The sequence below is a fragment of the uncultured Tateyamaria sp. genome (assembly GCF_947497045.1).
In the GTDB taxonomy this organism is placed as follows: domain Bacteria; phylum Pseudomonadota; class Alphaproteobacteria; order Rhodobacterales; family Rhodobacteraceae; genus Tateyamaria.
In genome coordinates this window covers 247,804-272,109 of sequence record NZ_CANMEU010000002.1, presented here as the reverse complement: position 1 = coordinate 272,109, position 24,306 = coordinate 247,804, and the positions used below count along the sequence as shown (strand labels likewise).

Annotated in this window: 21 protein-coding genes; 12 read left to right on the top strand and 9 right to left on the bottom strand. The window is 61.2% G+C overall.

Features of this window, described 5'->3' with window-relative positions; translation table 11 throughout:
- The first annotated feature begins 226 nt into the window (after positions 1-226).
- The 7 genes from Q0859_RS04820 (at position 227) to Q0859_RS04790 (ending at position 7,073) form a co-directional block, all read left to right on the top strand.
- The gene (locus Q0859_RS04820) at positions 227-433 is read left to right on the top strand and encodes a hypothetical protein (protein ID WP_299148131.1); all 207 of its coding nucleotides are present in this window, start codon (positions 227-229) and stop codon (positions 431-433) included.
- Positions 433-1,119 (top strand): adenylate kinase, encoded by a 687-nt coding sequence (locus Q0859_RS04815; RefSeq protein ID WP_299148129.1) that lies wholly within the window; start codon positions 433-435, stop codon positions 1,117-1,119. The genes Q0859_RS04820 and Q0859_RS04815 overlap by 1 nt, the downstream gene beginning before the upstream one ends.
- Before the next feature lie 62 nt (positions 1,120-1,181).
- Positions 1,182-1,442, top strand: coding sequence for a DUF4212 domain-containing protein (locus tag Q0859_RS04810; RefSeq protein ID WP_299148127.1), 261 nt, complete (start codon positions 1,182-1,184; stop codon positions 1,440-1,442).
- Between the two features lie 4 nt (positions 1,443-1,446).
- Positions 1,447-3,231, top strand: coding sequence for a sodium:solute symporter family protein (locus Q0859_RS04805; protein ID WP_299148125.1), 1,785 nt, complete (start codon positions 1,447-1,449; stop codon positions 3,229-3,231).
- A 102-nt stretch (positions 3,232-3,333) separates the two neighbouring features.
- Positions 3,334-5,154 carry a DUF294 nucleotidyltransferase-like domain-containing protein gene (locus tag Q0859_RS04800; protein ID WP_299148123.1) on the top strand — a complete coding sequence of 607 codons (1,821 nt, stop codon included), beginning with the start codon at positions 3,334-3,336 and terminating at the stop codon, positions 5,152-5,154.
- Between the two features lie 4 nt (positions 5,155-5,158).
- Positions 5,159-5,677, top strand: coding sequence for a hypothetical protein (locus tag Q0859_RS04795; RefSeq protein ID WP_299148121.1), 519 nt, complete (start codon positions 5,159-5,161; stop codon positions 5,675-5,677).
- 7 nt (positions 5,678-5,684) lie between these two features.
- Positions 5,685-7,073, top strand: a complete 1,389-nt coding sequence (locus tag Q0859_RS04790; protein WP_366523175.1) for a 3'-5' exonuclease — start codon at positions 5,685-5,687, stop codon at positions 7,071-7,073.
- Positions 7,074-7,124: 51 nt separating this feature from the next.
- Here the strand turns inward: Q0859_RS04790 and Q0859_RS04785 are convergent, their stop codons facing one another.
- The 3 genes from Q0859_RS04785 to Q0859_RS04775 all read right to left on the bottom strand — a co-directional run bounded on the left by Q0859_RS04785 (position 7,125) and on the right by Q0859_RS04775 (position 9,968).
- Entirely contained in the window at positions 7,125-8,768 is a 1,644-nt protein-coding gene (locus Q0859_RS04785; protein ID WP_299148117.1) for a pyridoxamine 5'-phosphate oxidase family protein, read from the bottom strand.
- Positions 8,769-8,842: 74 nt separating this feature from the next.
- A complete protein-coding gene (locus Q0859_RS04780) occupies positions 8,843-9,463 on the bottom strand; it encodes a glutathione S-transferase family protein (protein ID WP_299148099.1) in 621 nt (206 codons plus the stop codon).
- Between the two features lie 28 nt (positions 9,464-9,491).
- Positions 9,492-9,968 (bottom strand): nuclear transport factor 2 family protein, encoded by a 477-nt coding sequence (locus Q0859_RS04775; protein ID WP_299148097.1) that lies wholly within the window; start codon positions 9,966-9,968, stop codon positions 9,492-9,494.
- Positions 9,969-10,101: 133 nt separating this feature from the next.
- Here Q0859_RS04775 and Q0859_RS04770 point away from each other — a divergent pair, with 133 nt between their 5' ends.
- Entirely contained in the window at positions 10,102-10,998 is an 897-nt protein-coding gene (locus tag Q0859_RS04770) for a LysR family transcriptional regulator (protein WP_299148095.1), read from the top strand.
- A gap of 85 nt (positions 10,999-11,083) precedes the next feature.
- Here the strand turns inward: Q0859_RS04770 and Q0859_RS04765 are convergent, their stop codons facing one another.
- Both Q0859_RS04765 and Q0859_RS04760 read right to left on the bottom strand, forming a co-directional pair.
- Entirely contained in the window at positions 11,084-11,965 is an 882-nt protein-coding gene (locus tag Q0859_RS04765) for a bile acid:sodium symporter (protein ID WP_299148093.1), read from the bottom strand.
- 28 nt (positions 11,966-11,993) lie between these two features.
- A complete protein-coding gene (locus tag Q0859_RS04760) occupies positions 11,994-13,715 on the bottom strand; it encodes an AMP-binding protein (RefSeq protein WP_299148091.1) in 1,722 nt (573 codons plus the stop codon).
- Between the two features lie 393 nt (positions 13,716-14,108).
- On the opposite strand from Q0859_RS04760, the gene ugpB reads away from it, so the two are divergent.
- The 4 genes from ugpB (at position 14,109) to ugpC (ending at position 18,305) form a co-directional block, all read left to right on the top strand.
- Positions 14,109-15,422 (top strand): sn-glycerol-3-phosphate ABC transporter substrate-binding protein UgpB, encoded by a 1,314-nt coding sequence (gene ugpB, locus Q0859_RS04755; protein WP_299148089.1) that lies wholly within the window; start codon positions 14,109-14,111, stop codon positions 15,420-15,422.
- Positions 15,423-15,497: 75 nt separating this feature from the next.
- Positions 15,498-16,379: a sn-glycerol-3-phosphate ABC transporter permease UgpA gene (ugpA, locus tag Q0859_RS04750; RefSeq protein ID WP_299148086.1), complete on the top strand. Its 882-nt coding sequence runs from the start codon at positions 15,498-15,500 to the stop codon at positions 16,377-16,379.
- Between the two features lie 20 nt (positions 16,380-16,399).
- Positions 16,400-17,236 carry a sn-glycerol-3-phosphate ABC transporter permease UgpE gene (gene ugpE / locus Q0859_RS04745; RefSeq protein WP_299148914.1) on the top strand — a complete coding sequence of 279 codons (837 nt, stop codon included), beginning with the start codon at positions 16,400-16,402 and terminating at the stop codon, positions 17,234-17,236.
- Positions 17,237-17,240: 4 nt separating this feature from the next.
- The gene (gene ugpC, locus Q0859_RS04740) at positions 17,241-18,305 is read left to right on the top strand and encodes a sn-glycerol-3-phosphate ABC transporter ATP-binding protein UgpC (RefSeq protein WP_299148084.1); all 1,065 of its coding nucleotides are present in this window, start codon (positions 17,241-17,243) and stop codon (positions 18,303-18,305) included.
- A gap of 16 nt (positions 18,306-18,321) precedes the next feature.
- On the opposite strand, the gene Q0859_RS04735 is transcribed toward ugpC, so the two are convergent.
- The 4 genes from Q0859_RS04735 to Q0859_RS04720 are packed head-to-tail and all read right to left on the bottom strand — an operon-like array spanning position 18,322 to position 24,298.
- On the bottom strand, positions 18,322-20,598 hold the full coding sequence (locus Q0859_RS04735) for a glycosyltransferase (protein WP_299148082.1): 2,277 nt from the start codon (positions 20,596-20,598) through the stop codon (positions 18,322-18,324).
- Entirely contained in the window at positions 20,583-21,035 is a 453-nt protein-coding gene (locus Q0859_RS04730; RefSeq protein WP_299148080.1) for a pyruvate/2-oxoglutarate dehydrogenase complex, read from the bottom strand. Before Q0859_RS04730 ends, Q0859_RS04735 begins: the two co-directional genes overlap by 16 nt.
- A gap of 10 nt (positions 21,036-21,045) precedes the next feature.
- The gene (locus tag Q0859_RS04725; RefSeq protein ID WP_299148078.1) at positions 21,046-23,991 is read right to left on the bottom strand and encodes a caspase family protein; all 2,946 of its coding nucleotides are present in this window, start codon (positions 23,989-23,991) and stop codon (positions 21,046-21,048) included.
- Positions 23,975-24,298, bottom strand: a complete 324-nt coding sequence (locus tag Q0859_RS04720; protein ID WP_299148076.1) for a hypothetical protein — start codon at positions 24,296-24,298, stop codon at positions 23,975-23,977. The genes Q0859_RS04725 and Q0859_RS04720 overlap by 17 nt, the downstream gene beginning before the upstream one ends.
- Between the last annotated feature and the right edge of the window lie 8 nt (positions 24,299-24,306).

Sequence of the window (24,306 nt, the reverse complement as noted above, 5' to 3'; positions counted from 1 at the left end):
AAGATGCGGAAAGCTGTTGGCCAAGTGTGAGGAAGACACCCGTGATCATTGAGAATCTGGAAAGATCGGCACGGACGGTATCGCCCAAGGTGACACGACAGAACCCGTATGCCGCCGCTGACGAGAACGTGCCGATATACGCCGTATCTGTCACTGGCCTGACGTGCATTGGCCTGACTTGACCATGTGCGTCGATACCCTGCCTGATAGGGGGCCGCTGTGTCTGATGGCACAGTTACGCATCGAGATCGGACTGATTGCCAAACCGGACCTCATTCAATGGGTGCCGGGCCTGCCCAAGATACGTTTGCGCAAGATCATCGCCGCAATTTGGGCAAATTCACCGAGGATGAATTCGGCACGCCTGGCGGATATCTCCGTCGTGGACGGCCTCGTCAAAAATCGCATGGACATGAACCGGGGAGAGGCCTGATGGAAGGCGCTGTGACACATACCGTTGCTCCCGTTTTGATCCTGCTCGGGCCGCCAGGAGCGGGCAAGGGCACGCAGGCCCGTATGCTCGAAGCGGCCCATGGGTTTATCCAGCTGTCGACCGGAGATCTGCTGCGTGCCGCAGTTGCGGCCGGAACGGATGCGGGCCACCGGGCCAGCGCCGTGATGGAGGCGGGTGATCTGGTCAGCGACGAGATCGTGATCGCGATCCTGCGCGACCGGCTGTCAGACCCGGACTGTGCCAAGGGGGTCATCCTTGACGGCTTTCCACGCACGACCGTTCAGGCCGAAGCGCTGGATGCGCTGCTGAGTGATAGCGGGCAACGCATCAATGCGGCGATCAGTCTGGATGTAGTCGATGCGGCCATGGTCGAGCGTATCTGCGGGCGCTACACCTGTGGCGGCTGCGGCGAAGGCTATCACGACAGTTTCAAGCCCACAGCGACCACAGGCCTGTGTGATCGCTGCGGCGGTACGAACATGAAGCGCAGGGCGGATGACACCGCTGAAACCGTGGCACAGCGGCTTGCCGCCTATCACGCCCAGACTGCCCCCCTGATCGACTACTATCACAGCCAAGGGGCGCTTTGCCGCGTTCCGGCCATGGGGGCGATCAACGACATCGCCGCCCGGCTCAACGTGGTTGTGTCAGAGGCCACGGCATAACGCATTTCAAAGAAAGGCCCGGCATGGGCCTTGAGGGAACCAACCCAAGGAGGGAACCACACATGTCCCAAGACACTGACAAGAACGCCTATTGGTCCGCCAATGTGCGTCTGATCCTGATCAGCCTTGCCATATGGGCGCTGGTCTCGTTCGGGTTCGGGATCATCCTGCGCCCGCTGCTGTCCGGCATCGCGGTGGGCGGCACCGACCTTGGGTTCTGGTTTGCCCAACAGGGGTCGATCATCATCTTCCTGATTCTGATCTTTTTCTACGCGTGGCGCATGAACAAGCTCGACCGGGAACACGGCGTGGACGAGGAATAGGACCATGGATCAGTTTACACTCAATCTGCTGTTCGTGGGCGCGTCTTTCGCGCTTTATATCGGCATCGCGGTCTGGGCCCGTGCAGGCTCCACGTCCGAATTCTATGCAGCCGGGCGGGGCGTTCATCCGGTAACCAACGGCATGGCGACGGCGGCGGACTGGATGTCTGCGGCCTCTTTCATCTCGATGGCGGGGCTGATCGCCTTCACTGGCTATGATAATTCCAGTTTTCTGATGGGCTGGACGGGCGGTTACGTGCTGCTGGCGCTGTTGCTTGCGCCGTATTTGCGCAAGTTCGGCAAGTTCACGGTGTCCGAGTTCATCGGCGAACGTTTTTATTCCAAGACGGCGCGCATGGTGGCGGTGATCTGTCTACTGGTGGCCTCGATCACCTACGTGATTGGCCAGATGCAGGGGGTGGGCATCGCCTTTGGCCGTTTTCTCGAAATTGACGCCTTCTGGGGCCTCCTGATCGGTGCCTGTGTGGTGTTCGCCTATGCCGTGTTTGGTGGCATGAAAGGAGTGACCTACACGCAGGTGGCCCAATATTGCGTGCTGATCACGGCCTACACGATCCCGGCGGTGTTTATCTCGTTGCAGTTGACGGGCAATCCGATCCCCGCTTTGGGGCTGTTTGGCGCAACCGAAAGCGGTGAGCCGCTGCTGGCCAAGCTGAACCAGATCGTCACCGACCTTGGCTTTGCCGAGTACACGGCGGCGCATGGGTCGACCATCAACATGGTGCTCTTTACCCTGTCGCTGATGATCGGGACAGCGGGTCTGCCCCACGTGATCATGCGCTTCTTTACGGTGCCGAGGGTGTCGGACGCTCGCTGGTCCGCGGGCTGGACGCTGGTGTTTATCGCGCTGCTCTATCTGACCGCCCCTGCGGTGGGTGCGATGGCACGGCTGAACATCTCCGAACTGATGTGGCCCAACGGGACCAGCGGCGAAGCGGTCAGCCTTGAGCAGATCGAGAGCGACCCGGACTACGCATGGATGGCGACGTGGCAGAAGACCGGTCTTCTGGGATGGGAAGACAAGAACGGCGATGGCAAGATCCAGTATTACAATGATGCGAACGAGGATCTGCAAGCCAAGGCGGCTGAGAACGGGTGGGAGGGCAATGAGCTTACCAACTTCAATCGCGATATCCTTGTGCTGGCCAACCCCGAGATCGCGTCATTGCCGGGCTGGGTGATTGGTCTTGTGGCCGCAGGTGGTCTTGCGGCGGCGCTGTCCACGGCGGCGGGTCTGTTGCTGGCGATTTCGTCCGCGGTCTCGCATGACCTGCTCAAGGGCCAGCTGACGCCGAACATGTCCGAAAAAAGCGAACTGATGGCCGCGCGTATTTCAATGGCGGTGGCAATTGTGGTGGCGGTCACTCTGGGCCTCAACCCGCCGGGATTTGCGGCGCAAACCGTGGCGCTGGCCTTTGGACTTGCGGCGGCGTCAATCTTTCCTGCGCTGATGATGGGCATCTTTTCGACCCGCATCAACAATGTGGGTGCGGTTGCGGGCATGCTGGCCGGGCTGGCGGTCACGTTGCTCTATATCTTCCTGCACAAGGGATGGTTTTTCATTCCCGACACCAACTCCTTCACGGATGCCGATCCGCTGCTTGGGCCGGTCAAGTCCACGTCCTTTGGGGCGATCGGTGCCATGGTCAACTTTGCGGTGGCGTTCATCGTCTCTGGTATGACCAGGGAAACCCCGCAGGAGATCAAGGACCTTGTCCAAAGTGTCCGCGTGCCGCGCGGTGCGGGCACAGCGGTTGAGGGTCACTAGCCTGCCGAAAGCCGGGCGTATCTTTTGCGGATGCGCCCGGTGATGCGACACAATCCTGTCCGCACCCATGTGGGCAGGACATGCCACAAGAAGGCCAACTGCATGCCCCTGCCGGCACATCTCGCGCAATTCCTCGCCTCGACACATCCCTATGACGGTGTGCCGGATGCTGCGCTCAAGGCGGTGGCCGAGGCGTCTTCCGAGATGTCCTTTGGCGTGGGCGATACGATCTTTGCATTGGGCGACACGGTTCAGAATCTCTACATCGTTGTAGACGGAGAGGTGGAAATCACCGACGACACAGGCGTCCAAATCTCGCTGCTCGGCGCCCGCAATTCATTCGGCGAACGCGCCTTGCTGCGCGACGGGATTGCAAGCCGGACGGCACGGGCGGTGGCCTCAGCCACGTTGATCGTGATGCCCGCAGAGACGCTCTTTGGGCTGATAGAGGCGCATGCCGGGGTGGCGCGGTTCTTTGACCGCGGCCCGTCCCTGTCGAACAAGGGCGCTGATCTTGCCGTGCTGCAAGTTGCCCAACTGATGAGCCGCGATCCGATCACATGCCTGCCAGAGGCTCCCATCCGTGAGGCCGCCGCGCTGATGCACGCGCACCGCATTTCCTCGATCTGTGTCGGCACGCCCGGACACTTCCAGGGGATCGTCACCCTGCGCGACATGAATTCCCGCGTGATCGCGCAAAACATCGCGCCAACCGCGCCGCTGTCTTCGATTATGACTGCCGATCCACTCACCCTGCCACCACAGGCGCTGGTGACGGATGTTTTGCACCTGATGGTCGAACGGGGCATTGGTCATGTGCCCATTGTGGAGGGGCACGTGCTGCTTGGGATCGTGACCCAAACCGATTTGACACGGGCCCTTGCAACATCTTCAGCCGACCTTGTTGGTCGTGTGGCCCAAGCCGAAACGCCTGCCGAAATGGCGTCGGTCACGGCCGAGATCCCACAGCTTCTTGTCCAACTGGTGAGTGCTGGAAACCGGCACGAGGTTGTGACCCGCCTGATCACGGATATCGCGGACACCGCGACGCGCCGTTTGCTGTCGCTGGCCGAGGCGCAGCTTGGCCTGCCGCCCGTCGCTTATGTGTGGCTCGCCTGTGGCAGCCAGGGACGGCAGGAGCAGACAGGCGTGTCCGATCAGGACAACTGCCTGATCCTGTCGGATGATGTGACCCCGGCGCACATGCCCTATTTCGCCGCTCTCGCCAAGTGGGTGAGCGATGGGCTGGACGGATGCGGATATTTTTACTGCCCGGGCGATATGATGGCGACAAACCCCCGCTGGACCCAACCGCTGCACGTGTGGCGCGACTACTTCAAAGGGTGGATCGCCAGGCCGAACCCCGAAGCGCAAATGCTGGCCTCTGTTATGTTCGACCTGCGACCCATTGGCGGCGATGATACGCTGTTTCATGCCCTACAGGCTGAAACGCTCAAGGCGGCGACGCAGAATTCGATTTTCACAGCGCACATGATCTCGAACTCGCTCAAACACCAGCCGCCTCTGGGGTTGCTGCGCGGGTTGGCCACGATCCGGTCGGGGGATCACCGCAACCAACTGGACCTCAAGCACAAGGGTGTCGTCCCGGTTGTCGATCTGGGGCGGATCTACATGCTGCAAGGCACGCTGGACCCTGTGAACACCCGCGCGCGGCTGACGGCGGCTATGGCTGCCGGGGTGGTGTCCGCTTCGGGTGGTGCTGATCTGCTGGACGCTTATGACCTTATTGCGAACCTGCGTCTGGCGCATCAGGCCGCGCAGATCAAAAGCGATGACAAACCAACCAACTACCTTGACCCGTCCGTGCTGTCCGACTTTGAACGCAGCCACCTGCGCGATGCGTTTGTCGTTGTCAAAACCATGCAATCGGCTGCCGGGTCCGGTAAAGCTGCGCTAGGATGAGCTCATGTTTCTGGAACTGATCGCCACCGTCTTTGCCGGGATCGCCTGCGCGGGCGTCGCATTGCTGCTCAACATCGCCACGGGATGGCGCTTGCCCAAATGGGTGATGCCCGTGACTGCGGGTCTGGGCATGATCGGTATGACCATCTCGAACGAATACACCTGGTTTGAGCGCACGGCAGAACGCTTGCCGCAAGGGGTGGACATCGCCATGACCGTGCAAGAACAAAGCTGGCTACGCCCCTGGACCCAGGTGTGGCCCTATACAAAACGCTTTGTCGCAGCCGATATCGCGACCACGCGCACCAACGAAAACCTGCCTGATCAGCGGCTGACCGATCTGTACTTCTTTGGTCGCTGGTCGCCTGTCACGCAGGTTCCGGTCTTGTTTGACTGTGTCGGCGCGCGCTCGGCGGTGCTGATTGATGGTGCGGATTTCGCCGCGGATGGCACCGTGTCGAACGCAGATTGGGATGTGCTGCTGGTGGACGATCCCGTCCTGACGCTTGTGTGCGAGACCTGACATGGGCATGCGGCTCAACTTGCGCCTGCGGATTTTCCTGTTCTTCTGCCTGTTGGCCATAGCGGGACTGGCGCTGGCCGCCGGTGCGATGGCGTTCGGGTGGTTCCGCGCGCCGGATGTGCGCCCCACGGGCCCTTTTCTGACGGCTTTTGTCGTCTTTGGATTTCTCAACACAGGGCTGATCCTGGTCGTCTGGCTGTTGTTTGATGAACATGTGGCAAAGCCGATCAACCGGCTTTCTGCACACCTGCGCCTGCGCGCCCATGCCGGGGTGGATTGCGATGTGACCCCGGATACCGCTCAGTACCTTGGCGACCTTGCCCCCGCCGTTGATGCGCTGGCGCAGACCGTCAAAACCGCGGGCTCTGGCGATGATACAAAGCAACTGTCAGACGATCACGCGCGGCTGGTCGCCTTGCTGAGCGAGATTCCCATTGCCACGATCCTGCTGAATGCCGCGGATGAGATCATCCTTTATGACGGGCAGGCCGCCGCCCTCCTGTCTGCGGGCGGAACGCCCTGCCTCAAGGCCCCTTTGGCCGAGTATTTTGATCTGAGCGGGTTTGCCGAGGCCAAGAGCCGTCTGTCGGCCAAGACCGATTGCGTCTCCTTTGCGTTGCATGCTTCCGCGCAGGGGGCCGGGCAAAATGCCAAACTGAAAGCACTGGAGGGCGGCGGGCACATGATCTGTGTCGATGTTGAAACCGGGGCGGTGGCGCGCACAGAACCGCGCCCGCTGGTCTTCGATTTCGACCTGATCAACGCCGCCGGGACAACCGAGGTCTCTACAACACCGCTGTCCGAACTGTGCTATGTCGTGTTCGACACCGAGACGACAGGACTGTCGGTCGAACAGGATCACATTATTCAGCTTGGCGCGGTGCGGGTGTTGAACGGTCGCAGGGTGCCCGGCGAAGTGATGGACGCCTACGTTAATCCGGGCCGCCCGATCCCGCTGTCGTCCACCAAAATTCACGGGATTGCCGACGCGGACGTTGCGGATGCAACCGACATCGGTGCTGTCGGGCGCGCGTTTTATGACTTCGCGCGGGATGCCGTGCTGGTCGCCCACAACGCCCCCTTCGACATCGGCCTGCTGCGTGCCGCCGAGGCGCAAATGGGGGTAAAATGGAACCACCCTGTGCTTGACACCGTGTTGTTGTCCGCCGCCGTGTTCGGCACAACCCAAGAGCATTCGCTGGACGCGTTGTGTGACCGGCTGTCGATCACGATCCCCGTGCAAGACCGCCACACGGCTTTGGGCGATGCTAAGGCAACGGCTGAGGTTCTAGTCAAACTGTTGCCTCTGCTGGAGGCGCGCGGGTTCGTCACCTTTGGTGACTTGATCGCGGAGACTCGACGCCACAGTCGGCTGCTTGAGGACCTGAACGCCTAGCCGCACGGGCAGGGGCCTCGCCTGCTATCCCAATGTTCGCGGCAGAGCGGCTTAACTGTGCGCGATGCTCGGCCCGAAAGTCTCAAAATGGACGCGGTCCTTTGGCACTCCAAGGTCCTCCAAACCGGACATGATGGCGGAGATGAACTTGGCCGGGCCGCACAGCAGATAATCCGCATCGGGCCCAACTTGCATCGCGGCGATGTCCTTAGCCGTGATGCGACCGCTGCGGGCGACCTCCCGGTCCGCAAGGTCAGCGTCCTGCGCCCGGCTATAGAAGGTGCGCTGGTGCAGGGTTTCATTGCATGCAATCAGATCGGCAACTTCCGTTTGAAGTGCGTGATCGAGTTGCGAGCGCGCGCCATGCACATACCATGCGGTCCGGCTGGTGGCGGCGGCAGCATGCAGCATCGACACCATCGGGGTCAGCCCGACACCTGCGCTGATCAACACAACCGGCCCGTCGCCCTTGGGCAGCACAAACGTGCCCGAAGGATCGCGCGCCTCTATGATGTCGCCGACGCGCAGGTGATCATGCAGAAACCGGGACATGCCCCCGTGGTCTTCGCGTTTGACGCTCAGCCTGTAGTGCGCCTGATCCGATGGGCTGCCGGACAAGGAATAGTTGCGCGATGTCAGCCCGGTTTGCCCCGGGATTTGCACGGAAATAGGCAGATGCTGACCCGGCGCGAACGACGGCAAAGGGCGGTCATCCACAGGTGCAAAGTAAAACGAGGTGATGCTGGTCGTTTCGGGTGCGCGCCGCACAAGCCGCAGTTGCCGCGATTGAGCGACCGGTCTGTCCCACCGCAACGAGGTGGCACCGGGGCGCCAGATCACGCGGTCGATTTCGACATTGATGAAGCGCCACGCGTCGGGGTCACGGGCGTTTAGAGGGGCCCAATCAACCTCGGCGACCCCGGTCACGTGCAGCAAGCCGCCCGTTTCAAAGTCGACAAACAAAAGCCCGATGCGCGGGTCCGAAATCAGATTGCCGATCGTGTTGAAAAAGTTGTTGCCCGCGTAGTCCGGGATTTGCAGATGGGTGCCGTCCACCACGCGCACAAAACCGGGCGCGCCGCCCCTGTGCGATGCGTCATACCCGTTGGATACTGCACCTGTTTCGCCTTGGTGGCCGGACCCGATGAACATGGTATCCGCCGCACCGATCAAGGCGATTTGGGTGTCACTCAGCGCGTCACTCTGGTGCGCTTCAACCGCGTCGGTCTTGGTGACACGAGCCCAGGTGCGTTCGTGGATATATTGGGGGCAATTTCCAAAAGTTTGCTTGATATCAATCGCATAGCTATCATCCCGCGCGCGCATCACCCCGCTGAAACGGTTACGGCGGCGGTTCGCCAATTCGATCCCCAAAACGCCGATCTCTGTGCCGCTCCGAAAGGCATCGGCCAGCGGATCGGTTGGGTCAACATCTGTGTCCAGTTCAATCAGACGCGGGTGGGGTGCGCGTGCAAAGCCATCGGCCCCTTCAACCATGGTGACCCAGGCACGCCCCTCGGCATCCCCACCAGACACCACAAGGAAGGGCAGCGATGTGTGAAACGTCCGGTGCTGTTCTGGCAGGTGGTCACGAATGAACCCGCCGGCCCATTGCGCCACATCGCCGGCGCCAGCGCGCGCTTGTGCCTCCAATTCACCCGCGTGAAACGGTTGGTCGAGGTCCAGCCTGATCATGGCATTGGTCCTTTCAAGTGGGGGAGGAACGGCAATGCCGAGGCGGAATGTGCCGTCGGCATGCCGCAGATCCACTATGCCAGTTCGGGGACCGGCGATGTCGCCATGCCGATAAAATTCGGCGTGGCCTCGATCCGGGAGAGCCAGCTTCGGATATTTGGATAGGGGGCCAAATCCACGCCGCCCTCGGGGGCATGCGCGATGTAGCTGTAGCCTGCCACATCGGCGATGGTGACGTTGTCCGTGACCAGCCAGTCACGGTTTGCCAAGTGCGCCTCTATCACTTTGAACAGGTCATGTGACTTGGCGAGTGCGGCGGCATGATCATGTTTGGTGCCAAACACCTTGACCAGGCGGGCAGCGCAGGGACCCGAATAGATGTTGTCAGCCGCGATGGTCAGCCACCGCTGCACCTCGGCAGCCTCCTTGGGATCAGCAGGCATCCAGTCTGAACCTTTTGCATAGGTCTGCACCAGATAGATCAAGATCGCGTTGCTGTCCGCCAGCGTGTAGCCATCATCGTCAATCGCGGGCACAAGGCCAAAGGGGCTGATCTTGAGATAATCCGGTGCCTTGTGCGCCCCGTTGGCCATATCGAGGTCAATGGTCTGATAGGGCACACCGAGAAAGGCGAGCATCAATTCGACCCGGTGACAATGGCCGGATTTCGGATTGCGATAGAGTTTGACAGTCATTGTGTTGTCCTTTGAAACCGGGGGAAGGTCAGAGGTTGAGGTCACTCAGCCCAGGGTGGTCGTCCGGGCGACGCCCAAGCGGCCAGTGAAATTTGCGTTCGGTTTCCGAGATGGGCATTTCATTGATCGAGGCGTGGCGTTGCGCCATGTAGCCGTTCTCGTCAAATTCCCAGTTCTCGTTGCCGTAGGCGCGAAACCAGTTGCCGCTGTCATCGTGGTATTCATAGGCGTAGCGCACGGCGATGCGGTTGCCGCCAAAGGCCCACAGCTCCTTGATCAGCCGATAGTTGAGCTCTTTGTTCCATTTGCGTGTCAGGAAGGCTTCGATTTCGACCCGACCTTGGGGAAATTCCGCGCGGTTGCGCCATTTGCTGTCGGGTGTGTAGGCCAAGGTGACTTTGGCCGCGTCGCGGCTGTTCCAACCATCTTCGGCCAGTCGGACCTTTTCCCGTGCGGTTTCTGCGGTGAAGGGAGGCAGCGGGTGGCGGGGGGCTTCTTGTGTCATGGCGGTGATCCTCTAAACGCTGTTGACGCAACAGGTGGTGTGTAAGTTCCACCTTAATTGGGCTTGTCTGGCGAATGAATGCGGATAATCTGAAAGACACTATTTCGCATTATGATTGTAATAGGGTGTTGTTTTGGATCGTTTGCAAAGCCTTGAGGTGTTTATCGCAGTTGCCGAGGCCGAGAGCTTTGCCGAAGGCGCGCGTCGGATGGGATTGAGCGCGCCCTCTGCGACGCGCGGCGTAAAGGCACTGGAAGATCGTCTTGGCGTGCGCCTGTTCTCGCGGACCACACGGCGTGTCAGGTTAACGGACGTTGGCACCACCTATCTCGAAGATGCGCGCCACATTCTGGCGCATGTTCAAGCCGCCGAGGATGCGGCCTCGGGTGCGGCTGCGAACCCCGTGGGGGAGTTGCGTCTGACTTGCCCCAATGAGTTCGGTCGCATCCATGTCATGCCGATCCTGACCGAGTTTCTGGACATGTATACACGTGTGTCCGCCGAGGTCGTCATGCTGGACCGCGTCGCAAACATGGTGGAAGAGGGGTTTGATGTGGCGGTGCGCATCGGCCCTTTGCCGTCTTCGGGGTTGACCGCGGTGCGGGTGGGCACCGTTCGTCGGGTCATTTGCGGGGCCCCCAGCTATTTTGAACGTCACGGGTACCCCCAAACGCTGGCAGACCTGACAGGGCATCAGATCGTGTCCGCCTCGGCGGCTGGTCAGATAACGGATTGGCGTTTCGGTGTGGATCAATCAGAAGTGGTCCGCCTGAAACCACGGCTGCATGTGAGCAGTGTGGCGGCGTCGATCACCGCCGCGCGCCAAGGCTGGGGCCTTGTGCGCGCGCTGTCCTATCAGGTGGGTCCCGAATTGCAGGACGGTCAGCTGCAAAGCATCCTGACCGGATACGAACCAGCTCCATTGCCCATTCATCTGGTCCATGTCGAAGGCAGGCGCGCACCCGCCAAAGTCAGAACGTTCATCGATTTCGCAAAGGTGCGCCTCCGTTCGGCACAGATCCTGCAATGATTCCAAGGCCACCGGGGGGGTACCGTAGCCCCCCGGTGGCGACGTATCGCCCCCCGTCACATATCTGCATGTGGTGCAGTCGCCGCTAAAGCAACCCGTCCGGCATTTTCTGTTCGGCAGCGGTGTTGGCGCGGCGGAAATACAGCGTCACCAGTGTCGACACGATCACGATGAACAGGGAATAAAGCACAGGCACCGCGTTCACCGCCTGCTGTTCGGCCCCTGAAAAGGTGAAGGCGACGATGGCGATGGCCAGCGGGCCGTTCTGAATACCCGTCTCAAGCCCCACGGTGCGCGCATTGCGTGGATGCAGCCGCAGCGCCTTGGCAAACAGATAACCCACCGTGATCCCGATCAGCCCAAGCGCGATGGAGGCCGCATAAGTCGCCCACCCCGTCTCCATCAGGAATGCAAAGTTGCGCGGGATCCACGACACGATCAGGAATGCGATAAAGAAGATCGCCAGCAGCGAGCCCATGAATTCGGTCACCGCGCCCAGATTGGCGTTCAGCTTGCGCAGGACCATCCCAATCGCGACGGGCACCAGCAGCAGGATCAGCGTGATGATGATGTTTTCGCGCGGAATGTCCACGTCCAGCGCGCCGGCATAGACCACCAGCACGATGGGGATCAGGATCACCCCGAACACCGTCGATGTCACCGTCATCAGCACGGACAGCGCGAGGTTACCCTTGGAAAAGTAGGTGAAAATGTTGGACGTGGTACCGCCGGGCATGCAGGACATGAGCAGAATGCCGATCTTGATCGGGTCCGACACCGGCAGGGTCAGTGCCAGAAAAAAGCCGATCAACGGCATCGCCCCATATTGCGAGACGACCCCGATCATCAACCCATAGGGCCGCTTGAGCGCAAGGATGAAATCGCGCGGCGTCAGCGACGCCCCCATGCCAAGCATGATCACAAAGATCATAAGCGCGAGAATTGCCTGTTCGAATTGTCCGACCATGTCGATTATCTACCTGTTCAGAGTGGTCTTAGGACGCGTCGCGCATCGCGGCGTCCAGCTGGCGCAGATCCTTGCGCAGGATCTTACCGACATTGGATTTTGGCAGATCGTCGCGGATTTCGACTGTTTTTGGCACCTTGTAGGCGGTCAGATGCTTTTTGCAGTAGGCGCGGATGGCTTCGGGGCTGAGGGTGGCGTTGTGCAGCACCACAAAGGCTTTGACCGCTTCGCCGGAGGCCCCATCGGGCACCCCGATCACCGCCGCCTCCATGATGCCGGGATGGCGGGCCAGACAGTCCTCAATCTCGTTGGGATAGACGTTGAAGCCCGAGACCAGCACCATATCCTTTTTGCGATCCACGATCGAGAAATAGCCATCCTTGTCCATGATCCCGATGTCACCCGTCAGCAGCCAGCCGTCCCACATGGTTTTGGCGGTTTCGTTGGGTTTGTTCCAATACCCCCGCATAATCTGCGGGCCGCGGGCTGTCAGTTCTCCGGCCTCGCCTTGGGGGACTTCGTTGCCGGTCTCATCCACACATCGCAGCTCGGTCGAGGGCAGGGGGATGCCGATCGAATTGGCACGCGTCTTGCCAAGCGGGTTGAACGTGATGACGGGCGAGGATTCGGTCAGCCCGTATCCTTCAAGCACGGGCTTGCCCGTTACGTCTTGCCAGCGCTCCGCAACCGCGCTTTGCAGCGCCATCCCCCCGGCAGAGGCGAATTTCAGCGATTTGGGGGGCGAGTCCTGAAACCAGACCTCGTTGCTCAGCCCATTAAACAGCGTGTTCACACCGCTCATCCACGTGATCGGATAGTTTTCGAACGCGCGCTTGAGGTTGCTGAGGGGGCGTGGGTTGGGGATCAGGATGTTGCGTGCACCAAGGTAGTAAAACCCCAGCAAATTCACCGTGAACGCAAAGATATGATAAAGCGGCAGGGCGGTGAGGGCCACCTCGCGGCCTTTCTCGACGCCGCTGATCATCTCCATGGTCTGTTCCATGTTCATCATCAGATTGGCATGGGTCAGCATTGCGCCCTTGGCCACGCCCGTGGTGCCGCCAGTATATTGGAGGCACGCGATATCATCAGGCGACAGGGCTCCGCGATAGCCCTCAACCGCGATGTCGTTGCGCTTGCTTTCCTGATGGCCTGCCGCGATGGCGTCCGGCAGGCGGATGTGGGGAAGGGTGATGGAGGCCAGCGTGCGATCCCAATGCTTTTGTACCAGCCGCACGATGCCGCGTGGCATGGCCGGGAAGAACTCGGCCACTTGGGTGACGATGACGTTGGGGATGGGATGGCCCTTAAGGGCTTGGGTCAGTTTGTCGGCAAAGATATCCACGACGATCAGAGCCTGCGGATCGGAGTCCGCAAACTGGTGAGCCATTTCCTCGGCTGTATAAAGCGGATTGACGTTCACAATCACACATCCGGCTTTCAGGATCGCGAATGCGACGACCGGAAAGGACAATCCGTTGGGCATCTGGACCGCCACCCGGTCACCCTGTTTCAGGCCAGCCGTTTCGCGCAGGTATACCGCCAGCCCGTCCGACATTTCGTCCACCTGCGCAAAGCTGAGGGTGCCGTTCATCCCGTTGGGCAAACAGGCCGTAAACGCGGGCTGATCTTTGTAAAGGTGGGACACGGCGCTGACCATGTCGCCGATGGTTCTGTACTGTGCGGTCTCAATCTTGGTGCGCATGGACGGGTCGTAAAACGCAGTCCACGGATGGTGTGATTGGCTCATAATCCCTCCCCAGAGCATTGATCCACAAAACAGCCGTTTGTTCCGTATACGCAAAACCTCGGGGGATACGACTGTTACCCTTGGTCAAATCCATATCCAACGCCGATTTCGCGACGCCACAAGAGGGCCATTCGCGGGTTCTTAGGCATTGGGGCTTTGGTGCAGAGAGGTGTCGGTGGGACACTCTGACCTGAGCAAATGGCGACACCAAAATACCTCACCTGCTGCAACAACGCGGTGCCTTGAATGTTGAATATCGCGTCCTCGCAGAAATTCCGGCCCAGCTTGAGTTTTTGTCGCATGCGTGTCACGTTTTGCAGGTCAAAAGCGCGTGCCGACACAAACGTACGGCAACCAATGGCAACGCACCAATACCGGTGCATGGGAGGAAGAATGAAAAAATCACTGCTCGGCGGTCTTGCCGCATCCACTGCTATCCTGTTTCCGATGGTCGCCTCGGCGCAGGCCGAGGTCCAATTCTGGCACGCCTTCACAGGCCGTCTTGGCGAGTTGGTCAAGGCTCAGGTCGAAGAGTTCAACGCCAGTCAAAGCGACTATGTCGTCGTCGAAAGCCACAAGGGCAACTATTCCGAAACGCTGAATGCCGGGATTGCCGCCTTCCGGGCGGGCGAGCAGCCCCATATCCTGATGGTGTTCGAGGTCGGCACAGCCACGATGATGGCGGCCGGTGGTGCGGTCAAACCCGTGCACGAAGTGATGGCCGAAAGTGGTGCCGAGTTTGACGCCGATGCTTATATTGGTGCTGTGAAAGGGTATTACACCTCGACCGATGGCGAGATGCTGTCGCTGCCCTTCAACTCGTCCACGCCTGTGCTGTGGGTGAACCGGGATGCAATGCAGGAAGCGGGCGTTGACCCCGACACGGACCTGTCCACATGGCAGAACGTCGGTGCGGTGCTGGATCAGCTGAAAGAGGGCGGCGAAGAATGCGGCCTTGTGACCGCGTGGCAAAGCTGGATCCACCTTGAAAACTTCTCGGCCTACCATGACGTGCCGTTTGCGACGCGGGACAACGGCTTTGCCGGGCTCGACACCGAGCTGGCGCTGAACGGCCCGGCACAGGTTGCGCACCTCACGGCGATGGGCGAGTGGGCTCGCGACGGGAAATTCATCTATACCGGTCGGCGCAATGAGGGCGGTGCAAACTTCCGAGCGGGCGAATGTGCGCTCTTTACCGAAAGTTCGGCGGGCTATGCGGGCATAAGTTCCGAGGCCGAGTTTGAATTTGACGTGCGCCCCTTGCCCTATTGGGAAGGTGTCGGTAACGCACCGCAAAACACGATCATCGGCGGGGCCTCCCTTTGGGTGATGTCGGGCCATGAGGATGCCGAATACAAAGGTGTCGGCGAATTCCTCAGCTTCCTGTCGTCCTCGGACGTGCAAGCCTCGTGGCACCAGAACACAGGGTATCTGCCCATCACAGCCGAGGCGGGTGTTGCGACCCGCGCAGTCGGTTTTTATGAACAGAACCCCGGCACGGACGTCGCTGTGATCCAGATGACCGCCAAGGAGCCGACGGCCAATTCCAAAGGTCTGCGTCTTGGGTCATTCGATCAGATCCGCGGCATCATCGACGAAGAGCTGGAAGGTATCTGGGCGGGCGACAAAACCGCGCAAGAGGCGATGGACAGCGCCAAGGAACGAGGCGACGCGCTGTTGCGCCGCTTTGAAGCCGCCAACCGCTAGACGGACGGCAATCGGGGCGGGCCAGCATCGGGCCTGCCCATTTTTCTTTGGGCTAATTTTCGCAGGGGCAGCGACATGGAAAAACGCGTCACGTTTCGTGGCTGGTGGTTGCCGGCGCTTTTGATTGCGCCTCAGGTTCTGATTTCAGCGGTGTTTTTCTTTTACCCCGCAGGGCAGGCGATCTGGCAATCGCTGTTCATTCCGGACCCATTCGGGCTGTCCTCGCAATTCGTGGGTCTGGGCAACTTTGAATTCCTGCTCAGCGACAAATTCTACCGCGCGTCCTTTGTGACCACCGCGGTCTTTTCCATTCTGGTCACGCTGTGTTCGATGATCCCGGCGCTGTTTCTGGCCGTTATTGCGGATCGGCTGATCAAAGGGTCGGGTGTCTACCGCACGCTGCTGATCTGGCCCTATGCGGTCGCTCCGGCGGTGGCGGGGGTGCTGTGGCTGTTCATGTTCAACACCCGCGTCGGCGTCGTGTCATGGTATCTGGGCAATCTGGGTTATGACTGGAACCACGTGCTGAACGGGGGCGAAGCGATGGGGCTGGTTGTCGTCGCCTCGGCCTGGGGGCGGATCAGCTACAACTTCCTCTTTTTCTTTGCGGCCCTGCAGGCGGTCCCAAGATCGGTGATCGAAGCGGCGGCCATTGACGGGGCGCGATTCTGGAAACGGTTCTGGACCATTGTGTTGCCGCTGCTTTCGCCCACTACCTTCTTCCTGCTGGTCGTCAACGTGGTCTATTCCTTCTTTGAGACCTTTGGCGTGATCCACACGATCACCTCGGGCGGGCCGCAACAATCGACCACAATTCTGGTCTACAAAGTGTTTTCGGACGGGTTTGTGGGGCAGGACCTTGGCTCATCCTCGGCCCAATCCGTGATCTTGCTGATCGTTGTGGGGCTGCTGACGGTGATCCAGTTCAAGTTCGTTGAAAAGCGGGTGCATTACTGATGGCGCGCGAAGTTCATGGGATGGTGGAAAAGCGTGGGGCGGGCCTGTGGCTGACGCACGTTTTGATGATTTTGGGCGTGCTGGTGATCTTCTTTCCAATCTGGCTGGCCTTTGTGGCCTCCACCGTGACCCAAGCCGAAATCGTGCGCCCGCCGATGCCGCTGCTGCCGGGCGACCGGTTCTGGGAAAACTACGCGGCGGCGCTGTTTTCGGGCGTCAACGTGCCGGTGGCCACGATGCTGTTCAACAGCCTTGTGATGGCCATCGGGATCGCGGTGGGCAAGATCGTTATTTCACTGCTCTCGGCCTTTGCGATCGTCTATTTCCGCTTTCCAGGGCGAAACGTCTTTTTCTGGATGATCTTTCTGACTCTGATGCTGCCGGTCGAGGTGCGCATCGTGCCCACCTATGAGGTGGTCGCGGGGTTCGGCATGCTCAACAGCTATGGCGGGCTGATCTTTCCGCTGATTGCCTCGGCCACGGCAACCTTCCTGTTTCGCCAGTTTTTCCTGACCATCCCGGATGAGTTGGCCGAGGCCGCGCGCGTGGACGGGGCCCGCCCGATGCGGTTTTTCTGGGACATTGTCGTCCCGATGAGCCGCACAAACGTGGCCGCCCTGTTCGTGATCCTGTTCATTTACGGCTGGAACCAATATCTGTGGCCGCTTTTGATCACCACGGACCCCGAAATGAACACCATCGTCATGGGCATCAAACAGATGTTCCCGTCGGGCGATGATGTCGCCGACTGGCCGGTGATCATGGCCACATCCATCCTTGCGATGATCCCCCCGGTGATCGTCGTGGTCAGCATGCAACGGCTGTTTATTCGCGGCCTTGTGGACAGTGAGAAATAACATCATGGCGACCATTACCCTCAACAACGTCAAGAAGAACTTTGGCCCCACCCATGTGATCCACGGGATCGACGCGGATATTGCGGATGGTGAATTCATCGTGATTGTCGGCCCCTCCGGCTGCGGAAAATCCACGCTGTTGCGCATGGTTGCGGGGCTTGAGACGATCTCGTCGGGGGATGTGCTGATCAATGATGCGCGTGCCAACGACAAGGAACCGATGGATCGCGATGTGGCGATGGTGTTCCAGAATTACGCGCTTTATCCGCATATGTCGGTGCGCCAGAACATGGGTTATGGGCTGAAGATCGCCAGGATGCCCAAGGATCAGATCAACGCCAAGGTCGAAGAGGTCGCAACGATGTTGCAACTCTCGCCCTTGCTCGATCGCAAACCCAAGCAACTGTCGGGCGGGCAGCGCCAGCGCGTCGCGATGGGCCGCGCGATTGTGCGCGAACCGGCGGTGTTTCTCTTTGACGAGCCTCTGTCCAACCTGGATGCCAAGCTGCGCGTGCAGATGCGTCTTGAGATCAGGGAACTGCAATCAAAACTGGGCATCACCTCGCTTTATGTGACCCATGATCAGGTCGAGGCGATGACCATGGCCGACCGGATGATCGTGATGAACGCCGGAATGGTCGAGCAGATCGGCACCCCGCTCGAGGTCTATGAAACCCCGCGCACGCTGTTTGCCGCGCAGTTTATCGGCAGCCCTGCGATGAATGTCATCGATGCCGAGGTGAAGAATGGCAACGTGATGGTTGACGGTCGGGTCGTCTTGGCCACGGCAGGGCCGGACGGGCCGGACGGGCCGGTCAAACTGGGCATCCGGCCCGAGCATATGGATGTGGCCGAAGACGGCCCCCTTCACGCCTTGGTTCAAATGACCGAACCGCTTGGGGCCAACACACTGTTTCACAGCAAGCTGGCCGGATCATCCGACAGTTTCACCATAAGCCTGCAAGGTGTGCATGCGCCGTCCAGCCATGGGCAGATCATGCGCTTTGCAGTGCAGCCGGGTCAGGCGCATATCTTTGACGCCGAGACGGGGGTGCGCCGGACCGTGTGACCGGATGTGGTCCTTGCTAGGCAGGATGCATCTGTTGTGGCAGGTGGCCCGGTGTTGTGTCAGTCGGTTCCTGTGGCTCAGGGTGGTCCGCTTCCATCGGCAACCGTGCAATCGTTGATCCGGCAAGGTCGGTGACAAGCTCTGCCAAGGCGCTGGCCCCGTTGTCCTGCATCTGCTGCCGGGCAAGCCGTGCGCCCGCCTGCGCCATCCGATCCCGATTGGCGGGGTCCAAAAGGTGCGACAGCGCCCCGGCCACGTCAAACGGCGCGTCCCGGCGCACCATCACCCCGCAGCGCGTATCAACCGCATAGCGCGCACGTTCGATTTGCTGATCCATCTGCGCATGCTCATTGGGCACCCAGAGCGTGGGCAGACCGGCGGCCAGATGTTCGCAGAAGGTGTTGTATCCGGGGGCGGCCACCGCAAAATCGAAGGCGGACAGATATTGCGCAAACGGGTATCCGTTCAGCCGCGCGATGGTGTCGGGCACATCCAGACGCTGTTGCGCAATTTGCCATTCAGCGAGGGCGACCCCCACGCCCGCCCGCCCGCTGAGCCCGTCGATAACGCGGGTGGTGATCCCTGCAAGGTCGAAGTTATTGCCCGATCCCGTCGCCACCAGTGCATTTGTGTCTGACGGGTCGAGGCCAAGTGCGGCGCAGGCCTCCGCACGGGCGGGTCGTTCGGACTCATCAAGGATGCGCACGGGCGGCACGCTGCGGGTCTGCGCGGCGTAGTCGACCGTTGGTCCGTGATCATAGGCCCAGGCGGGATCAAGCGGTTCGACAACAACATCGAATGCTGCCCCCCGCTCAAGCCCGACGATATCGCGCCCCGCCCCCCACATCGCACGCCGTACCCAGACAGAGGCGATCCCCGGACGGCGCGCCAAGGCTTTCAGTAAGCCCTTGAACGGCACATTGCCGTCAAAGATCACCGTGTCCGGTTTGTAGAATGCAAATGTGGCCTCAAGTGCGGCGGCAAGGCCGATGTTCCAATGAGCCTGCGCCTGCCCGTAGGTCGTATGATAGGGCAGGTGTTCGCTGACAAAGCCGAACTGGCGGACGGTGTCGACGGCACGCGAATGGCTGACGAACACTGGCTGAAGGCGCGCGGGCAGTCGCCGCGCCACGGCCAGCTGCCGGGTCAGATGCCCCATCCCGATCCCATTGGTCGAATAGAACAGAACGCGGGCATTTGGGGTTGTGTGGATCGCAGGCGCAAAGGGGGTGACCGAGGGTGCCCCGATCAGGGTCGCAACCCGGGCCACAAAGAGGGCGGGCGCAAAGACCTCGCGCCGCATTGCGATGCCTGCCTGCCGCGCGCCTTCCATCAGGTCGGGGTTCAGTGTGAGGTCAACAGCCGCCTGAACCAGCTCGTGCGGATCGCCATAGACCGCCGCACCGCCAAAAATCTCGCGATAGGGTTCGGGCAGGCAGGGCACGACACCTGCCGATATCGCCATCAGTGCCTCGACCGGAACCGGGTCGTCATGGGCAAGGTCCGCATTGGCAAGCAGATCGACCTTGGCCAGAAACGCATCCATCGCCAAGTGGTCATCGGGCCATATCTCGACCGGGGCAGGGTGAGGCCAATCCTCGCCCGCGTCATCAGCCAGCCCCCGTTCGCGCAAGGCAACAAGGGGCGTGGTGCGAAACGGGGCGGGCCATGGGGATGCGGGACGCGTCCGTGCGATGCGTGCACGCCCAAGTGTGGGCCGTGCACGCTCGGCGGCGTCGGCGTGCACATGGCTCAGATCGGGAGCCACGGGTGCCCAGTCCTGATCCGCCAGGGGCCAATCCGGCGTGACATAGACCATGGCATCGCGCGCAATCATCGATGTGGGGGCCCACAGGACCGGGCCGCCCATGACCGTCTCGGCCCGCGCGCGCAGGCGGTTGCGGGCGGGCCTGTCGAGGCTCGCATAGGCGGCCGGACGCTCCACCGTGATAACGCGTTGCCGTGCGTCAATACGGGGGGCACGGGTCAGGCTGGCGGCAAAGAGGCGCGCATCGAAGGCCAAGGCGAGGGTACAGGTCACGGCGGCCTCCGGCCCGATCCAGCGGATGTTGCTTGCCTTGAACAAGGCGCGCAGATCGGGATCGACCGCATAGGGATCGGCCCGCACCGCGTCGCTGATCACCGGAGTGACGGCCACGCTGTATCCGGCCTTTGCAAGGGCGGTGATGGCGGCGCTGTGACATGGCGTTGCGATATCGCCCACGCGGATGTCCGTGAGGATCAGGATATCAACTTCAACCGGTGTCGCGCTGCCGATCAGGTTGCCCGACACGAAAGGCCCGAGGCAAAGGTGCCGCGTTCACCGGGTGCAAAGGCGATTGTCTCGACTTTAGTGGCGGCGCGGCGGGCAGAGGGTCGTGTGGCCTTGCTGACGACGTAAAGCCCGTCACGGGCACCACTGCCCGGCTCGAACATGACATAGCTGTTCAGCTTGTATTCTTCCACGGTGCCATTGGCGGCTGTCGCGCGCGGCCTGGGCGTGCGCGCCTGACCCGATGGGGTCCGACACTGCACCGCCGCATTGATCGGCCCGGTATAGCGCAACGCCATTGGGGTGCCCGAGGGGGTTTGAGCGGCGACGCTGAACCCGAGCGACTGGAGCCGCGTGACGTCTTCAGCGGTTGAACGGTACGACACCGGGGCCTCGTCACAGGCCGTCAAAAACAGGGGAAACGCCAAGGCCGCGGCACAGAAGTATCGGTTCATCATTGTCTGTCTCCTAATAAGTTGCTGAAATAATGGCTAAAATATCAATCGTTATAGGCCCGGAGGGCAGGGGGACACCTTGCTCGGCAAAAACTTCGGCAAGGGCGGTTTGGGTGCCTGCACCCAGTTGTCCATCGGCAGCGCCCGGCTGTTTGCCCGCGCGCGCCAGCATCACTTGCGCGGCGGTGATAAATTCGGCCGCGCTGTAGTTTGCAACACCTTCGGCGACCAGCCGCACAAGGTTTTCATCATCCGACAGGCTGAGCGCTTTGGCATAAAGGGCCAACGCCTCGGTGCGGTTCTGGTCGATACCGCGGCCCGTTTCAGTCAGTTTTGCCAGATCAAGCGCGGCCCATGGCACACCCCCCTCGACCGCCTGGCGATACCATGTCGCGGCGGTCGTAAAATCCGGCTCCACCCCGTCACTTGAGGCAAATACCCGCCCGGCATCGCGCGCCGCCCATGGATTGCCCTTGGCGGCCACGCTGTAAAGCGCCCGTGCACGTATCATGTCCTTGTCGACGCCGCGCCCGGTCTCGTAAAGCTTGGCAAGCGCGCGTTCTGCGCCATAGACCTCTTGCTTGATCGCGCGTTCAAACAGCAAGGCAGCGCGCGCCGGGTCATCAAACAGCGGCGTTTGCGACGCATAAAGCCGGGCCAGCCGGAAATAGGCTTCGCCGTCGCCTTGTTGGGCCGCACGCACATAGAGCCGGGCGGCGGCCTCCACATCAGGGGCGGTACCCTGGCCTTGCTCGTACATGACACCCAACCGGGTCATACCATTGGGCACCTTGCGCGACGCGGCTGTTTCGAACCAGAACCGTGCCTGCTCAAAATCCTGCGCGATGCCATCCCCGTCCTGATACATGCGGGCAAGGCGGGTCTGTGCGGTCAACTCGCCGGATTTGGCCGCCTGAATATACCACCGCTTGGCCTCTTCGGGATTGGCCTCGACGCCCAGCCCTTTCTTGTAGAACTCGCCCAGATTGGTCATCGCCCAATCATTGCCGCGCGCAGCACCCCGTTCGTAGAATTCGCGTGCCTTGGCGTAATCCTGCGGCACACCGACGCCCGCCCGGTGGACCCAGGCCAGCGCGGTCAGCGCCGCTGTGTCGCCCGCAGCCGCAGCCGCTTCAAACAACGCGTAGGCCCGTTCAAAGTCCTGCGCGACGGCCTGTCCATCCAGATGCATCTGGCCCAGATAGACCATGGCGTTGATATATCCCGCCTCGACCGCGCGGACCTGCCAGACACGTGCGTCTTCATAGCGGCCCGCTGCGCGATAGGCGCGCGCCAGTTGCGCCCAGAACCGCACCACATCGGGGTAACGGGCGATGGCCAACTCGCACACGACGATGGCCCCTTCAAAGTTTCGGTCAAGAATGAACTGGCGCGTGCCCGCCGTGACCCGTTCGCTGTCATAGGGGTTGCCCGCCAGCATGTCGCAGGCATCGACATAGCTTTCGACGTCAACCGCGACCGGCTCGGTCGCACCACCTTCGCCCAGCACTTTGCCCTCAAGCGTTTCGCGCCCGCCGTTGGAGCCTACATGGGGTTCGAATTCCGACATGTCACCGACGCGCACGTAATGCACAGCCCCCTGTGCCAATGGGGTGCCATCTGCGGCGCGGATCTCGCCCAAGCGCGGTGCGCGCGACACATAGACCCACCCATCCGCGCCCTGATCTGACAGGGCGACCCGAGACGGACCAACCCCAATCGGAACCGCGTGAGCGTCGCTGTCGAGCCGCGCAATGACATCTGCGCGAAAGTCGGTTTGTGCGGCCTCGGTCCGGGGTTGCAAGGCCGGCAGGGCGGGGTCGGGTGCGCGCACAGCGTCCGGTACCCCCCCCAAGGCCGCGATGCGCGCGCTTGCGTCCGCGGCAAAGGCCCCATCCGGGCTGGTCTTGATATAGGCCTCGAACGCGTCCAACCGGTCGGACCCCTCGATCGCACGCCAGAAGATACGGTCCACGATACGCTGCGGGGGCAGGGTGCCCAATGTGTCGCCTTCGGCCCCGAGCCCGGTTGTCGCACCGCGCAGATTGGCGGTGTCGGGCTTGAAATAGAACGGGTTTTCCAGCGTGCTGGTGGTCCAGGCGATCTGCTGGCCGTCGGTGCGTTCGCGCACGCCGCCGCGCACACGGCGAAACAGCTCGGCCAGTTCCAGGCCCGGCTCGTCGATAGTTTCGGCGATAGAGGCGGTGTAGGGGCTGTGCTGGCCGACACCGTCAAAGGCGACCGCGCCGGGGGCAGTGGCAAAGCTGATCATCGTTTCGCTGTCACCGGCCGTCATCTCGGCCAGCCCACCGGTCGAGGCCTCGGACAGCAGGACCAGCCCGCGCTGCACCTCATCGCGCGACTGCCCGATGGTGATGGCGCGGGTCGCGATCTCGTCCGCATCCTGACTGGTGATGTCCACAAACGGGTTGTTGCGGCAGGCATCCAGCAGCACGATGTTCAGCCGCGCGCCAGAGCCATCCATGATGTCCACGAACAGTTGCGCATCCACCGACTGGGCGCGCAGATCATCGATCGAAGACGGTGCGACCGAGATCGGCAACAGGTAATTGCGCCCGCCCACCTGCACCCCGTGGCCCGCATAAAAGAACAATGCCTCACTGCCCTCGCGCAGGCGGCTGCGGAAGGTGGCGAGGTCGGCCAGCATCGTCTCGCGATCCGCATCAATGCTCTCGATCACCTCGAAACCGGACTCCCACAGCTTTTCGGCAATAAGTCGCGCATCGTTGGCCGGATTGGGCAGAGGTTCGACATTTTGATAGGCGGAATTGCCGATGACGAGGGCCACGCGGGACGCTTTTTGCGGCGCGGTGTTGTCTTGGGACAGGGTGGCGGATCCGACCGTGATTGCGGCCAGCACAACGCAGCAGGCCAGCGCGGGCCGCTGAAACGATGCCCCAAACCGGGGGCGCGGCAGATGGTTAGTAAAGATCCCCACGGCCATCATCTCGTTGAGTGTTACCGGTGGTCTGGCCGGGGCTGGCGGAGCGTCCCGGCACCGAGAGATTGACGCTTTGAGCGATGTCAGAGCGAGAAAAACCTGGGTTTTCGCGCGCCAGCTGGAATTCCACGATGGCCATGAACGCCGCTTTAGCGCGGGGGCCGGTCGGGCTTTGGCGCAGATAATTCTCGGCCTGAGCCTGTGTTGTGAACGTATCGCTGCCAAAGGTTTGGGCCCGCACGGCCCCCGGTAAACCGATGACGCCGATCAGCAAAACCAATTGTCCCACAATCCAACTGCGCATGAGAAGGC